The 15,404-nt window shown below is 68.5% G+C and carries 10 protein-coding genes; 3 read left to right on the forward strand and 7 right to left on the reverse strand.

Annotation, left to right across the window (positions count from 1 at the left end; translation table 11 throughout):
• Positions 1 to 153: 153 nt before the first annotated feature.
• From ACQ0O7_RS25730 to ACQ0O7_RS25745, 4 genes are all read right to left on the reverse strand, one after another.
• Positions 154 to 1,728 carry a GTPase domain-containing protein gene (locus ACQ0O7_RS25730; RefSeq protein ID WP_430785108.1) on the reverse strand — a complete coding sequence of 525 codons (1,575 nt, stop codon included), beginning with the start codon at positions 1,726 to 1,728 and terminating at the stop codon, positions 154 to 156.
• Positions 1,728 to 5,510: a GTPase gene (locus tag ACQ0O7_RS25735; protein WP_430785110.1), complete on the reverse strand. Its 3,783-nt coding sequence runs from the start codon at positions 5,508 to 5,510 to the stop codon at positions 1,728 to 1,730. The genes ACQ0O7_RS25730 and ACQ0O7_RS25735 overlap by 1 nt, the downstream gene beginning before the upstream one ends.
• 170 nt (positions 5,511 to 5,680) lie before the next feature.
• Positions 5,681 to 6,058 (reverse strand): hypothetical protein, encoded by a 378-nt coding sequence (locus ACQ0O7_RS25740; protein ID WP_430785112.1) that lies wholly within the window; start codon positions 6,056 to 6,058, stop codon positions 5,681 to 5,683.
• Between the two features lie 20 nt (positions 6,059 to 6,078).
• Positions 6,079 to 6,549, reverse strand: a complete 471-nt coding sequence (locus tag ACQ0O7_RS25745) for a hypothetical protein (protein ID WP_430785114.1) — start codon at positions 6,547 to 6,549, stop codon at positions 6,079 to 6,081.
• Positions 6,550 to 6,939: 390 nt separating this feature from the next.
• On the opposite strand from ACQ0O7_RS25745, the gene ACQ0O7_RS25750 reads away from it, so the two are divergent.
• On the forward strand, positions 6,940 to 10,821 hold the full coding sequence (locus ACQ0O7_RS25750) for a glycoside hydrolase family 9 protein (protein ID WP_430785116.1): 3,882 nt from the start codon (positions 6,940 to 6,942) through the stop codon (positions 10,819 to 10,821).
• Between the two features lie 64 nt (positions 10,822 to 10,885).
• Here the strand turns inward: ACQ0O7_RS25750 and ACQ0O7_RS25755 are convergent, their stop codons facing one another.
• Positions 10,886 to 11,536 (reverse strand): TetR/AcrR family transcriptional regulator, encoded by a 651-nt coding sequence (locus ACQ0O7_RS25755; protein WP_430785118.1) that lies wholly within the window; start codon positions 11,534 to 11,536, stop codon positions 10,886 to 10,888.
• A gap of 125 nt (positions 11,537 to 11,661) precedes the next feature.
• Between ACQ0O7_RS25755 and ACQ0O7_RS25760 the strand changes: the two genes are divergently transcribed.
• The gene (locus tag ACQ0O7_RS25760) at positions 11,662 to 12,879 is read left to right on the forward strand and encodes an FAD-dependent monooxygenase (RefSeq protein WP_430785120.1); all 1,218 of its coding nucleotides are present in this window, start codon (positions 11,662 to 11,664) and stop codon (positions 12,877 to 12,879) included.
• Between the two features lie 36 nt (positions 12,880 to 12,915).
• Here the strand turns inward: ACQ0O7_RS25760 and ACQ0O7_RS25765 are convergent, their stop codons facing one another.
• Positions 12,916 to 13,095 (reverse strand): hypothetical protein, encoded by a 180-nt coding sequence (locus ACQ0O7_RS25765; RefSeq protein ID WP_430785122.1) that lies wholly within the window; start codon positions 13,093 to 13,095, stop codon positions 12,916 to 12,918.
• The gene (locus tag ACQ0O7_RS25770; protein WP_430785124.1) at positions 13,092 to 13,799 is read right to left on the reverse strand and encodes a TetR/AcrR family transcriptional regulator; all 708 of its coding nucleotides are present in this window, start codon (positions 13,797 to 13,799) and stop codon (positions 13,092 to 13,094) included. Before ACQ0O7_RS25770 ends, ACQ0O7_RS25765 begins: the two co-directional genes overlap by 4 nt.
• Before the next feature lie 108 nt (positions 13,800 to 13,907).
• Here ACQ0O7_RS25770 and ACQ0O7_RS25775 point away from each other — a divergent pair, with 108 nt between their 5' ends.
• Entirely contained in the window at positions 13,908 to 15,404 is a 1,497-nt protein-coding gene (locus ACQ0O7_RS25775; RefSeq protein ID WP_430785126.1) for an ABC transporter substrate-binding protein, read from the forward strand.

Raw genomic sequence — 15,404 nt, forward strand, 5'->3', positions numbered from 1 at the left:
TCCGGTATGAAGTTCTTGCTTGGTCGCAGAACCAGATACCGGAGACCTCTTCAGTTATCGATCACCGCCACGCGTGACATCGATCAACCTAACCGAGTTCTAAAACACGCCTTAGAAGCCTATATTCCGGACTAATCAGGAGAACTTTCTGATTCATGACGAGTGGCCCCGCTGAGTGAGGATTCGCTCGCCTTCGGCGACTGCTTGGCTCAGCTGGTCGACGAGCTGGTGCAGGCTCGCGTCAAGGTCGGCGCGATCACTCGTCGCGGCGACGATCTCGTCGCGTAGGTCGTCGACGTAGGGCTGCCACGTGTCGAGTGCGTGCTGGGTGCATGCGTCGACGAGTTGCTGCCGTCGCTCGGCTGCCGCCCTGTCCTGGTTGACGCGGGCGCGATCCGCCCGGTAGTCGTCGAAAGTCTTCGCCGCGAACACGACGAGCGGAATCGCGGCCTCGACGGTGCCGACATGCCGTCCCAGTCCCGCGGCGGCCTTCGCCGTACGGGTCTTCTTGCCAGCGAGCGGTCCGGCCGCGTCGCTCATGGCCTTCAGCACACCGACCAGCATCGGTCCGACCGTCTCGACACGCCCGGCGAACCCTCCGGCCGAGGCGGTGGCGGTGGCGCCGGAGTCGAGTGTCGCCAGCAGGGAGGCGAAGTCGGCCCAGGCGGGGTGGGCGCGGTCGCGCTCGGTGGATTTGCGCAGCGACTGGCGCAACCGCTGGAGGCGTTGCTCGTGCTTCTCGAACCAGTCGGTCAGCGCGCGCTGGATCTCGGTCAGCTGATCGTCGGCGCCGGAGGCACGCAGCACCTCATCGATGAGGCCGTCGAGTCCGGCACGGGCGGCGCGGTCGATGGCGTCGAGTTCGCTCTCCGAGGCCCGCCGGCGATTGATGCCGCTGGTGGCGATCTCGGCACGGGCCGTGTAATCGGCCAGTTGTGTGCGCAGCTCGGTGACGGTCTCGTCGACGATCGCCGTCCAGTACCGTTGCCCGGCCGCGTGCCGCCATGCGGGCAGGTCCGACGGCGACACCGCGTCGAGGGCGTCCGCGAGGTCCCGCATACCGTCCCAGGCACGGTACGCGTCCCACGTCTCCGGGCCGAGATCGGTGTACGAGCCGGCCAGCCCGAACGGGTCCTGCGCGACGACGTACACCGGGGTCCGGTCGTTGATCGTGAGTTGTTGCCGCAGTTCGTCGATCTTGCGGGCGGTCAGTTCCCGGTACGGGGTGAGCCCGTACTCCGGGTTCACGCCCGCCTCGTCGAACCGGGAGATCACGATCCACAGCGTTCCGGCGGGCCATTCGCGGGTGATCAGCTGCTGTAGCCGGTCGTGATCGGCGGTCGCCAGCTGCGGGGTCATCACGAGGACGCCGACGTCGGTGAGATCGACCGCCGCCAGGGCCTCGCGGGTGTTGTTCTGCGCCCGGAGGTCGGACCCGCCGACCGAGAATCCGGGGGTGTCGCGGACGATGCATCCCCGGATCTCGACGCCGTTGACCTCGAAGGTCTCGTGACGGGCGCTGATGGTGAGCCAGGCGGGAGCCGTCCCGCCGGCGTCGGCGATCAACCGGCGCAGCAGCGAGCTCTTGCCGGTGTCGTAGGACCCGAAGAGCGTCACGACCGGCTTGTCCAGCTGCTGGAAGGCGTCCCAGGCCGCGCCGTACCGTCCGGCCAGCGATCCGCCCGGCAGCCGGTCCAGCCAGTCCCGCGCCGCGTCGATGTCGACCACTAGTCGTTCCTCCCCGTTGTTCCGGTCAGCTCGTCGGCGGCCGCGATCAGGGCCCCTGTCGCCCCGGCCCGCGTCGTCGCCGAGTCGATCTCCGCCCGGATCGCCGTCTCCCGATCGAGGTGCACGTCGAGCAGAGCCTCGAGTTCCTTGATCTGCTCTTCCAGGTATCCGACGGGCCCGTCGGCCTGGTCGCCCCGCATGATCTGCTCGACGAGCCCGGCGGCCCCCTCGTCGATGTCGCGGAGCACCGAGTTCTGCTGGTCCTTGTGTTTGCCGTCCTTACGTTTGTCGTTCGCCATCATCGCGGCGTCCGTCGCGGCGGCGACGGCCCCGAGCACGAATCCGGCGCGGGCGACCGTGGCAGCGCCGTTGACCGCACCCCACGGCTTGAAGTTGTGGCCGAAGAATTTACCGATGGCGTAGACGGCGTCCCGGCTACCCAGCGCTCCCGCCAGGGACGCCGCGGCTCCCGCCGCTTTGCCGGCGCCCGTGGTCGCGTTCTCGTACCAGGCGGTTCCCTTGGCTTCGAACTGTGCCGCCAGCTCGGGCGACACCTGGAGCTCGGCGGCGCGCATCTCGCGGCCGACCGCCGGCATGTGGTCGTTGTACCACTCGTCCAGCTGGTGTGCCGCGCCGGCGAGGTAGCGTTCGAGGTCCGCTTCGAACTCCGGGGCCTTCCACCAGGACTGGAGCAGGTCCTCCAGCTTCTTGGCGTCCTTGCGTTCGATCGTCACCACGGCGGACTTCGCCGCCACCAGGTGGCGGTCCACCATGCGCCGGGCGTCCTCGCGCAGCGAGCTCTCCAGAATCACGGCGTCCTTCACCGCGGCCCGGATGGTGGCGATCACCGGCTCCAAGCGGCGCAGTTCCGTCTCGCCGCCGGCCCGCACGCGGTCCAGGGCGTGCCGCCGCCGCTTGAGGCCGGTGACCGTCGCGTCGAACGCCGCCGTCGACGAGGCTTGAGACAGCTGACCGTCGGACAGCCCGGCCAACGTGCTCGTCAGCGCGGCGACACCGTCCCACATCCGGTTCTCGTCGAAGGCGGCAGCCCGCACCATGGGAACGGCCCCGACCAGGCCGAACGGATCACCGGACAGGCAGTGCATCCGGTCCATCCCGATCTCGACACCACGGGCGGCGAAAGCGGCGCGCAGTTCCTCACGTTTGCGGTTCTGCAGATTCCGGAACGCCTCGGGCTGGGCCAGCGGATCCATCCCCAGCTCGTCACACCGGTTGATGAGGAACACCATCCGGGCGCCCTTCGCGGCGACCATCCGTGCGCCGCGCGCGAGATCCTCCAGCATCGAGGTGTCACCGACCAGGAAATTGATCTGGACGACGACGAACACCAGCGCGGCCTCGACGATCGCCTCGTACGCGATGGTGTCGTGCTCGTCGTTCCCGCTCTGCAGGCCGGGGGTGTCCACCAGGTCGAACCCGGGAAGCGAGTACCGGGTCGTGGCCGCGGTCGCCGGGGTGGCCCGGATGTCGATCGCGGTGTGTGGTTCCCGGCCGCTGTCCACCAGGATCCGGCGGATCAGCGACGACTTGCCCGAGTTGTAGTCACCCAGAACGACGAAGGCCGGTCTCGCCCCGTCGACACGCCAGAAGGTCCGCAGGATGTCGAACAGGTCCGGGTCGTGGCGCGCGGTCTCCTCCAGGCCGGCCCGCCACGAGTCGACTGCCGCCGTCGACGGTGTGCTCCACGCGGTGGCCAGTGCGCCTGTGAGTCGTTGCTGGTCCTGTTCACGACGTTCGGCGTACCACGGCTGGAGGATGTGATCGTCCTGCGCCGGCCGGCGCAGATCCACGCCGGATTCCAGCCAGTCCTCGCCGAGGAACAGCCGGGTCACCTCGGCGGTGGATCCGCCCATGCGGCGCTGGGCCCGCTGCAGGATCCCGGCCACCGCCGGCGCGGGCTCGATCGCATCGGCGTGGGTCCGCAGGTCGTCGATCAGCCGGCCGGCCCTGGCGCGTGCCGTGCGAAGCTCCACCGCGGTGCGCAGCGAACCGGCGATTGCGGGAGCCAGCAGGGTCCACGCCGCTTTACGGCTCTCGGCCACGATGGAGTCCTCGTACCCGCCGAACGTCTCGTCCACCGCACGATGCGCGGTCACCGTGGCCTGCGATCGGGCCTCCCGCGCCCGCCCGGCCTCCTCGTCGCTCATCTTCTTGCCGAAGTACTGCTGAACCTGGCTCACGATCCCGACGCCCACGGCCGTCGCGCCGATCGCCCAGCCCACCGGGTTCGAGAGCAACATCGCGGCCAGTGGTACGGCGGCGGCGCCCGCCCCCAGCAGAATGCCCGACCCTTTGACGACGTCACCCAGCTTGCCGCTGCCCGCACCGCCGAGGATCGTCGCGGCGTGCGACACCGTCATCGCGTCTCCGGCGGACCCGGGATCCACCGCGACTTCGAGCTCACGCAGCAGAAACTCACCACGGTCCGCCCACACGGCAGCCACCGCGGCGCCGACGGCGTCCCGGTCGAACACCGCCTCGGCGAACTCCGACTCCTCGACCGCCCGTTTCTCCGCGAACGCCGTGCGGATCAGCTCGTCCGCGGCGGCCTTCGCCTTCCGGCGGCAGGCCCCCAGATGCGACGCGGCGAGATGCCTGACGAAGCGGTCCAGCGTCCCCTTGGGCGGTGAGGTGTACGGGACGCCCCGCGCCACCTCGGACACCTCGACCAGGTCCGCGCTGAGTGCCGCGTCGTGCAGCCACACGGCCCGTTCGGCGTCGTCCGGGTAGCCGAGCACGGCGAACAGCGACTCGGCGTGACGTTCGAGAGACTCCGCCTCCCGGTCGATCGTGGCCGCCAGGTCCTCGAGTTCGGCGATCCCCCGACGGCACCGTGACCGGACGTCCTGACGCAGCGCCGCCAGGCGTAGATCGGCGGCGCCCTCCTCGATCAGATGGGCGGTCAGCCGCTCCAGAGTCCCGAAATTCGACCAGCGTTCGAGATACTCGATGCCGAACGTGTGCCGTTCGAACTCCAGGCCGTCCGCGGCCACCCCTTGAAAGGGAGTCGTGGCGCGGGCGAACAGAGCCCGCTGACTGTGGATCGCGACGATCGGCGTGTCATGCAGCTTGATCAGCTCAAGATGGGTACGGATGTTGTCGGCGTGCTGGCGCACCTGCTCGGACAGGTTCCGGCGCAGAGCCGGGACAACCCGCGCCGGGTGGTGCCATTGCGCGTTCCGGGAGTTGAGGACCGCCACCACCGGCTTGCCGTATTCCTTGATCCAGTCGGCGATCTTCTCGAACTCCATCGCCTGCTGGGACTGCGAATCGAAGCACAGGAACACGACGTCGGCGATCTCGACCGCCCGCCGGGCCTTGGCCTCGAGACTCTCGCGGTTCTCGGTACGTCCCCAGCCGTTGATCCCCGGCGTGTCGTACAGGCGGCAGTCGCGCCACCCGACGGCGTGCACTTCCGTGGTGCAGTCGCTTTCACCCGGTGAGACGTACGATCCGTCGAGCCGGCCGAACACCGACAGCAGAGTGCTCTTACCGACGCCGGTACGCCCGAAGAACGCGATGTTGAACGATCCGAGCGACTCGCGCTCACGATCGAGGTGACGTCGCAGGCCCGCCGGGAACTCAGCCGCGAACTCGTCCAGCCGGGTGACCAGCGCCGACGACGACGGCTCACGCCGCTGTCCGCGCGCGAACGCCCGAACCAGCTCGCCGACCACCTCGTCCAGCCGGGCCAGCTCGGCACGCCCCTGCTCGACGGCCGATTCGACGGCTTCCTCGAACGGCACAACTTCCAAAGTCAACTCGCCATCACTCTCGTCGTCTTCGCCCGCTGATCCTAGGTCAGCGGCCGGCCGGCGAGGTCGGATGAACGGACGGTGTTCCGTGCGTGCGGTGCTACGGCCTGCTGAACAGCGATCGGGTGACGGCCCGCCCGGGGCCCTTCTGGTTGTCGTCGGCCTCGGTCAGGCCGTTACGGCGCCAGCCGTTCGTAGCGGGGTAGCACGGGTTCCGTGTGGAACCTTTCACAGACCAGCTTCGGCGGCATCGAGACGTCGACCTCGTAGGTGCGGAAATAGCAGGCGACCCGGAATGAGCCCTCGCCCGGGATGTTCCAGTCCGCGCCGGGCACCCACATCCACCGCTGGTTTCCTTCGGGATCCTTGTCGCGGCTGACCCGGACCGCACCCGACCACTCCAGATGTTGGGCCAGCCGTGGCCACCACTTGTTGACGGTCTCGTAGGCAGCGGTGGGAGGACGCGTACGATCCCGCCATCGTGATATTTCGACCTTGAATCGGTCCAGCTCCCAATCACCCCAGATGGCATATGTGTCCGGATCCTTGGGCACGCATCCCCCTTCACTGGTGGTCAGGACCTCCCGAGCGATGTGAGATTCGCTTCGGCAGCGGCACGTTCGGCCCGGTTGGGTCGTTCCGACTCGGAGTCGTCGGTCTCGTCGGGGCGGCGGAACCAGTCCGTCAGCCAGGCCCATTCGATTCGGCCGTCGTCGTCGCCCTTACGGGCGAGTTGCCACGGCAGCGACGCCTGCACCAACGTGCGCAGGTCGGCCGGCGACAAGGCGCCGTAGCGGACCACCACCTCGGTGATCGTGCCGAGTAGGGCGTTGTCGTCGATGGCAGGTGCGGGTTCGCCGGTGTCCGTGTCGGCGACGGTGACACTGCGGTCGGTGGCGTACAGCGGCTCGGCGTACAGGGGTTCGTCGGCCCATGCCAGGTGGTGGCCTTGGGCGAAGAACAGCAGCAGGTGCTTCTTGGCAACGGTCAGGCCGGGCCGGCGGAAGTCTATGGCGTTGATGACGGAGTTGACGCTTGTTGTCATCGGCGCAACGTAGGCCGGGCGAGAGATCGATGAAAGGCCCGCGGCGGGTGATGAACTCGGCACGAACCCCCGGCCGGTTGCCGGCACTCTGACGGAGGTGTCGGGGCCTGCCGTTGAACTCGCCACGTTACGAAAAGTATCGATGTCGCTACTCGTTTGGTGTCGGATCAGGGACTGATCGGGGTTGGTCGTCATTCCTCCATCTGCGAACTCGGTGGGGTTGTGATCAGGCAGGTTCCTCAGGGAGACGCCGACCGCAAGGCGAACGCCAACCCGGGCCATGTCGGTGACTTCTACCTAGGTGGTCCGGGGTAGGCGGAAGTAACCGATGTGGTGATCATGGCGGTGATGTCAGCCTGGGCGCCATCTGTGCGCCGGGAAAGGTCTGATGTGACGACAAGCCGAGCTGGTCAACTGAGGTCGCTGCTCGCGGCCCTGCTCGTGTTCCTCCTCTTCATAGTCGCCGGGGTGACGGCGGCGCCGGGCCGGGCCCACGCCGCGGACACCCGTGCCACACTCGTCTTCGACCTGGGGGAGGCGTCCACCGCCGGCGCCGTCCACACCCGGCTGACCACGCTCGCCACCCAGCACGGTGGGCTGGACCGGGCGGCGCGGGCCACCCTCGGCCACGGCTGGTACGCCGACATCGCCCCCGAGTTCCAGTACACCGATTTCGACACGGAGCTGTCGGTGTCCGGCAGCTTGTTGACGGTTGTCGTCAAGCAGCCGGAGGTGTCGGGCAATTGGAACTGGAACTGGTTGCTGGACTCGCTCATCACCATCACCGGGACGATCGTCGGTGAGCTGGCCACCACCGGATGCCTGGTCTACCTTCCCGGGCTGGTGCCGGTGTGCACGGGCTTGGGTGGTTTTCTCGGTGAGGCGGTCTCCGGGCTGCTGACCAAGTGGAAGGAGGGCGGGGACAGCGAGACGGGTTACCTCGACATCTTCGCCAAGAGTCTCACGATCGGCATCGCGACAGCGCTCGTCGGCTGGGCCGCCCCGGATCAGGCCGTGGCACTGCTCAAGGCGATCAACGCGAAGGCGGTGAAGGTCGTCCGGACGATCGGCTCGTACTTCTCCACCGGCGGGATCGCCGACAAGCTGGCCGCGGTTCTCGGCCGGTCCGTCGAGACGCTGCCTCAGCGGATGAACCAGTTGGGTTCCGCGTCGACCGCCTACTGTCGTGGGGCTTCCGAGCAGACCTGGACCGAGGTCGGCGCGGTCGCGAACCACCCGGCCGGGCTGCAGAGCCGATTCGTCTACCTGGACGACAACGGTGTCACCGATCGGGTGATCATCTCTGAGGGGCGGGTCTACGCGTGGCGGAACCTCGGCTGTGATCGCGGCAGCGGCGAGATGCTGTGGCAGCCCCTCGGCGATGTCGCGCCGTCGGCCGGCGTGGGTCTCACCACCACGCTCAGCGACGCCTATTTCGGTGACCTGGACGGCGACGACCGTGATGACTACATCCGGATCGCGTTCACGAACGGTGTCGCGTCGATGATGGTGTGGCGTAACGAGTCGTCCGGCGACCAGGTCCGCTGGGCGGCGCCGAAGACCGTGGCGAACAATCTGGGCTACGAGAACATCCAGTTCGCTGACCTCGACGGCGACGGTGACGACGACCTGATCACGCTGGACCGGATGAGCTTCGCGACGCTCTGGGAGAACAAGGCCGGCGCCCTGCCCTCACCGGGGGACTGGTCCAAGGTCGCCGGGTTCGGCTATCCGGCGAGCGGGCGGCAGGGGGTCACCTATTTCGCGGATGTGACCGGTGACAGGCGTGCCGACATCGTGCTCGTCGAATACCACACCGGTGACGTGGCCGCCTGGGAGAACACCGGCCGCCCGTGGACGCTGACCAAAGGCTGGAAGTCGCTGGGCACCATTCGTGAGGGTGAGGTGTTCCCCGGGTCGGCGGGCAGCTTCGCCGAGATCACCCCGAACACCGGAAGCATGTTCCTGGTCCTCGACGAGACCAGCGGGGTGGTTCGCGCCTGGGCCCTTCCCCGGTACGGTTCCGGCGATTCCGGCCCCGGTCAGGAGCACGGTGGTGGTGTTCCCGACCTGCCGGCCGGGACGCTGCCCGCCTATTCGGGTGGCCAGCCGTCTCCACAGGTGGACGGCCGGCTGCTGCAGAATTCGAACTTCACCGGGTCGTTCAAGCCGTGGTGGGTCAACGCCGGGATGGTGCCGTCGGTGAACGGCGGGGTGTTCTGTGTGACGGCTCCCGCGGCTGCGAACCCGTGGGACGTGATCGTCGGGCACAACAGCATCTATCTGCCGGGCAACAGCACGTTCACGCTGAAGTTCCGGGCCAGGACCTCGGTCGCCGCCAACCCGCTGGTGCAGCTCGCGCCGTTCGACAACCCCGGGAAGATCACCTATCTGAACAAGGGGCTCACGACCGGGACCGGCTGGAAGAACTTCTCCTACGAGATCAAGACCACCTATCCGGACAAGTACGTCTTGTCGCAGCTCCAGTTCCGTCTCGGTGGCGCCACCAAGGCCTACGAGTTCTGCATGGACGACGTCACGCTCAACGGCAACGAGTACGCCTACCAGGCCAGCCGTGGTCCGTCGATCAAGGTGAATCAGCACGGGTATCTGCCGCGGGGGCCGAAGCGGGCGACCGTGGTCACGTCGGCCACCAGCGGATTGTCCTGGCAGCTGCGGCCGGTCGGCGGTGCGGTGGCGATGTCCGGGACGACCAGGCCGGGCGGATTCGACGGCTCCGCCGGTGCGCCGGTGCACACTCTGGACTTCTCCGGGGTGACCACGCCCGGCACGTACTACCTGGTCGTCAACGGTGAATCCAGCAATACGTTCGCGATCAGCGCGTCCATCTACGACAGGTTGCAGACCGACTCGATGCGGTTCTTCTACACCAACCGCAGTGGTATCGCGATCAACGACGGCGCCTATTCGCGTCCGGCCGGGCACGTGGCGGGCACACCCGGGGAGGGTGACACCGCGGTGCCCTGCCAGTCGCCGAAGTCGTACGTCGACAACTGGACGTGTGACTACAAGCTGAATGTGACCGGCGGCTGGTATGACGCCGGCGACCACGGCAAGTATGTGGTCAACGGTGGTATCGCCACGTACCAGTTGCTGAATTCGTGGGAACGCGACAAGAAGCAGTGGGCCGACGGCACGCTGCGGATTCCGGAGAGCGGCAACGGGGTGCCGGACATTCTGGACGAGGCCCGCTGGAACCTCGAATTCATGCTGAAGATGCAGGTGCCGGACGGTAAACCGCTGGCCGGAATGGTGCACCACAAGGTGCACGACGAGTCGTGGACCGGCCCGCCGACCCTGCCCCACCAGGACAGGAAGCAGCGCGAACTGCACCGCCCGTCAACTGCGGCGACCCTCAACCTGGCGGCCGTCGCGGCCCAGGGCGCCCGGATCTTCCAGACGTACGACGCGGCGTTCGCGTCCCGGCTGCGGGCCACGGCGGTCAAGGCCTACAGTGCGGCAAAAGCCAACCCCGCGTTGTACGCGCCCCGAGCCGACCGTTCCGGTGGCGGCCCCTACAACGACGACGACGTCTCCGACGAGTTCTACTGGGCGGCCGTCGAATTGTTCCTGACGACCACGAGTACCGCGTACCGCAGTGATTTCCTCGCCAGCAGACACCACAGGGCGGGAGCCGCGTTCAGCCAGAACGGCTTCTACTGGGGTTCGGTGGCCGCGCTCGGCCAGATGGACCTGGCCCGGTTCAGCCCGGTGGCCGCCGACAGCCAGGTGCGCGCCTGGGTGACCGCCGCCGCCGACAAACTGATCTCCTTCCAGAAGGCGGAGAAGTTCGGGCAGACGTACACACCGTCGACCGGAAAGTACGACTGGGGTTCCAACGCGTCCATCCTCAACAACCAGGTGGTGCTGGCCACGGCTTATGACCTGACGGGTGCGGCCGGTTACGCCGATGCGGTGTTCGAGGGCTTCGACTACCTGCTGGGGCGTAACGCCCTGGGGCAGTCCTACATCACCGGTTACGGCACCAACCAGGCGAAGAACCAGCACAGCCGCTGGTACGCCAAGTCCCTCGACTCCACCCTGCCCAACCCGCCGGCCGGTTCGATCGCGGGCGGCCCCAACTCCAGCCTCCAGGACCCGCTGTCCGCGGCGTGGCTCAACGACTGCGCCCCGCAGCTCTGCTACGTCGACAACATCGAGGCCTGGTCGGTCAACGAGATCACCATCAACTGGAATTCGGCCCTGGCCTGGGTGACCGCCTTCGCCGCCGACGCCGCCACCAGGCGCTGACGTACGACAGTGTTCCCCTCGCGGTGAGAGCCGCGAGGGGAACGCACGTCCCCACGGCGGACCGTCAGGTCCGTTGGCTGGGGAGCCAGTCGGTCATGGCGGCGTCGAACTGTTCGGCAGTCAGGGCGGGCTGCGTGGGTGCGGGGGCGTCAGGGCTCAGGATCCCGGTGAGGACCAGCTCGAAGTAGCGTTCCCATGCGTCTGGGAAGCTCGTGCCGACCAGGTCACCGACCATTCCGATCATCATGAAGAGCATGGGTACGTCGGTGGGGGCCAGGCCGGGGCGCAGCGCTCCGGCGGTGTGGGCCCGTTCCACCAGGGCCGACATCGCGGGTTCGAGTGTGGCGCGGGTGCGCTGAATCGCCTCGGTGCCCTGTGAGAGCCCGATGACGACCTGCCGCAGGCCCCGGTCACCGGCCAGGTCGGCGCAGCTGGCCCGCAGGAACTCGATCAGGCCGAGGCGGGGGTCGGGGTTGTCCAGGCAGTCGTGAGCGACCTGGGCGATGTGCTCGATCCGTGTGGCGAACAGGGCTTCGACGATCGCGTCGCGGGTCCCGAAGCGCCGGTAGACCGTGCCGACACCGAGCCCGGCGTGCCGGGCGATCTCGTCCAGCGACACCGTGAGCCCGCGTTCGGCGAACAGTTGCGAGGCTGCTTCGAGGATGGCTCTCCGATTGCGCAGGGCATCGGCCCGCACCGGTTTCTCGTCATTCACAGCGCCCATCCTAACCAATAAACGGAGGTGTGGCCTCCGTTACATCCACTTGAAGCGGAGGCCATGTCTCCGCTTCACTATCGATGTGGAGGTCACGCCTCCACTTGGATGAAGGTGAGGAAGACATGACCGAGAACCGCTCCCGCCGGAAGGCCCTCGTCGTCGGCGCCGGGATCACCGGGCTGGCCACCGCGATCCGTCTGCGGCAGATCGGCTGGGAGCCCGTCCTGATCGAACGCGCACCCGAACGGCGTACCGGCGGCTACTTCATCATGCTCTTCGGCACCGGCGCGGCCGCCGCCCGCCGGCTGGGAGCCCTGGACGCGATCGGCACCCGCGGCGGCCCCGGCGTGACCACCTACGAGATCGATCGGCAGGGCCGGCGGCGTCCCGGGCTGAGCATCGTGGATCTGTCCGGCAGCCCTCGGCCCCTGCTGCGCGGTGACGTGGAGAACGGCCTGTTCCAGGCCCTGCCCGCGGACGTCGAGATCCGCTACTCGACGGTGCCTTCGGCCATCGAGCAGAACGACGACGAAGCACGCGTCGAACTGCACGACCTGGCCACCGGTACGCGTACCACCGAAAGCTTCGACCTGGTCGTCGGCGCGGACGGCCTGCGCTCCACCGTGCGCCGCCTGGCCTTCGGCGACGGCACCTTCGTCCACCCGCTGAACTACATGATCGCCGCGACCGTCCTCGACCGGCCGGTCGACGGCTTCGGCCAGTCCGAAGGCCTGGTGCTTGCCGAACCGGGCCGCTCGGCCGCCACCTTCGCCTTCGCCGACCACGCCCCGAGCCTGCTGTTCTCCTACCGCACCGCCGACGTCGACGCCGAGTTCCAGCGCGCCCCCATCGACTCCCTCCGCGCCGCCTTCGGCCCCGAACCGGCCGGTCCCGTCCTGGAAGAGCTCTTCCAGCGGTACGAGCAGGCGCCCGACGCCCTCTTCGACTCCGTCATGCAGGTGCGGATGCCCCGCTGGCACCGGGGACGGGTCGTGCTGGTGGGCGACGCCGCCTGGTGCCTGACCCTGTACTCCGGCATGGGCGCGTCCACCGGCATGGCCGGCGGAGACCTGCTCGGCACCCTCCTGCAGCAGCACCCCGACGACGTGCCCGGCGCGCTCGGCGCATGGGAGACCCGGCTGCGGCCCTTCATCACCGACCACCAGGCCGCAGCCCTCAACGAACGTCTCATCTTCGTCCCGCAGAACCGCCGCGAGCAGGTCATGCGCGCCGGCATGATCCGGATGATGCGCTCACCGGGGCTGCGCAACACCCTCGGGCGCCTCATGCCCGCGACCAACGCACTGATGGAAGCCAAGAACGTGGACATCGCCGCCTGATCTCGTGCCACGCGGGAACCAGCCCGCCGGGGCCTGTCAGCCCGAACGGGCCCCGGACGAGGACGGGCGGGCGCCCCCCGACGACCGCTGGAACCTGACCTCGCCCTGGTCGGGGACCCGGGGCAGGAAGTACGCGTTCTGGATCTCCGCATTGCTGTTGCTGCCGCGCAACTGTACGGACCAGATCAGCGATCGACCGGAGCTGGTGGTAGTCACCGGCGGACGGGTGGCCCTTGTGCCAGACGTCCAGCGAGGCGACGCCCAGCCGGCGAGCCCTGCGGGGACGTCGGCGGTAGTCGTACGAGGAGGCCGGCCAGAATCCAGTCGAGGCCGGTCTCGAACAGGTCCGCCATTGGCAGGGCGAAGAACTCCCGGCCGACTCGGGCGGCGGACGGGTGGGCGCCCGCGTCGACAGCGGACAGGCCGTTCAGGAAGGCCTCGGAGCGGTTCGGCTCCCGGTGGCGGAGCCGGACGTCGGCCGAGTCCTCGACGGCGATCCGGGTGAAGGTCCAGCTCATGATGGCGGCGGCGCCCCGGGCGACGGTGGCGTCGTCGAACCCGGCGCCGGCGAGTGGGGCCACCAGTTCCTCCAGCAGACGGTAGGCCTGCGGCCCGGCCGGCCCGTTGCTGATCAGCCAGGCCGCGACGCCCGGATACTGCCGCAGGACGTCACGCTGCGCCATCGCCCAGCAGCGGGCGCTGTCCTCCCAGGAGGCGCCGGGTGGGGCCGAGGGGCGGACGTACTGACCGACCCGGTCGGCGACCATCCGGATCAGGTCCTCGCGGCCGCCGACATGGCGGTACAGGGCCATCGCGGTGACGTCGAGTCGGGCGGCGACGGCGCGCATGGTCACCGCGGAGAGGCCGGCATCTCGGGTGATATCGACTGCCGCGTCGACGACGGCCTCTTGGCTCAGCATGTGATCTCCGCTTATCGAAGGTGACAACCGTTTTCATCTACTGGTATACGTAGTAAACCTACCGGCTGTGACGGTAGAAGATCGATGACTGAGAGTGATGGTGGAGATATGGTGCCGACTGCGGCACGAATGGTGACGGCGGCCGCGGTGGTGGGCGTGCTCCTCGCCGCGGCGGGTTGCGCCGGTGCGGACGAACCCGGCGCGGCGACGCCGACGACCCTGCGCGCGGCCTTCGCCGGTGGCGGTTCCAACGAGACACTCAACTACCTGACCGGCCCGACCGCACTCGACTTCGTCCGGGCGAAGCTGGTGCACGCCCCACTGTGCGAACTCGATCCCACCGCGCCGGACGGGGTGTCCTACGGCGTCGTCGAGTCGATCACCGCCTCCGACGACCTGAAGACCTACACGCTGCGTGTCCGCGACGGCGTGGCGTTCACCGACGGCAAGGCGCTGACCTCGGCCGACGTGCTGTACTCGCTGCGGGCGCCGGCCCTGCTGAAGGGCCTGCCCTTCAGCATGCTGATCGCCCGGAACTTCGACATGGCGAAGGCCACCGCCCCGGACGCGTCGACGGTGACCCTCCCCGCGCTGTCCCCGATCGCCGACGGACGCGAGGTGATCTGCCAGACCACCCTCGCCATCCCGGACGGGACCACCGAGTTCACCGCCGGCATGCCGTCCTCCGGACCGTTCACCATCGAATCCTTCGAACCGGGGCAGGCGACGCTACTCAAGCGCAACGCCTCCTACTACGGTCAGGCCCCCACGCTGGAGAAGATCGAACTGAGGTCCATCCCGGACGCCACGGCGCGGGTGAACGCCCTCCAGCAGGGCCAGGTCGACTTCATCAGCGGTGTCGGCCCCGCCCAGGCCCGGACGCTGGAGAGCGCCGACGGCATCGCGGTCACCACCAGCGAACTGCCCTTCGCCTCCTACCTGCAGTACACGATGAACATCAAGACCGAGCCGTTCGGCGACCCCCGGGTGCGGGAGGCGTTCCGGCTGGCGGTCGACCGGGACCGGATCGTACGCAACGTGTACTTCGGCCGGGCCTTCGCCGGCAACGACGTGCCCGCGCTGGGGTTCCCCTCGTACGACACCTCGCTCACCCAGCGTGCCGCGGACCCGGAACGGGCGAAGCGGTTGCTCGCCGAGGCCGGCGCCACCGGGATGAAGGTCGAACTGACCGCCGGACCGGAGATGCCGGGCATGGTGGAGACGGCGACCCTGATCGTCGAGGACCTCACGGCGATCGGCGTCGAGGCCACCCTGCGTGAACTGCCCGCCGGTCAGTTGTTCGCCGACTACCCGGCCTACCAGTCCTGGCCGTTCAAAGCCGGCTACAACCCGCCCGCGTACTTCGAGATCAACCACACCCCGGGAACCTTCCCCGACGTGGACGCCCTCGTGCTCGAAGCCCGCGGCGCGGCGACCGCACCGGAGCGGCTGGCCGCCTCCCACCAGGCACAGAAGCTGCTGTGGGAGAAGGGCAACCAGATCGCGCCGGTGTTCGTCCCGACCATCAACGCCGCCTCCGACCGGGTGAGCGGCGTTCGGGACCTCCAGTTCCCCGACCTGTCCCGCGCCACCGTCCGGAACTGA

The organism is Actinoplanes sp. G11-F43 (assembly GCF_050589265.1).
In the GTDB taxonomy this organism is placed as follows: domain Bacteria; phylum Actinomycetota; class Actinomycetes; order Mycobacteriales; family Micromonosporaceae; genus Actinoplanes.

Bases quoted from the DNA above. Each gene is read 5' to 3' on its own strand.
- ACQ0O7_RS25745 (WP_430785114.1), bottom strand. From the start codon at position 6,549: ATGACAACAAGCGTCAACTCCGTCATCAACGCCATAGACTTCCGCCGG.
- ACQ0O7_RS25760 (WP_430785120.1), top strand. From the start codon at position 11,662: ATGACCGAGAACCGCTCCCGCCGGAAGGCCCTCGTCGTCGGCGCCGGG.
- ACQ0O7_RS25770 (WP_430785124.1), bottom strand. From the start codon at position 13,799: ATGCTGAGCCAAGAGGCCGTCGTCGACGCGGCAGTCGATATCACCCGA.
- ACQ0O7_RS25775 (WP_430785126.1), top strand. From the start codon at position 13,908: ATGGTGCCGACTGCGGCACGAATGGTGACGGCGGCCGCGGTGGTGGGC.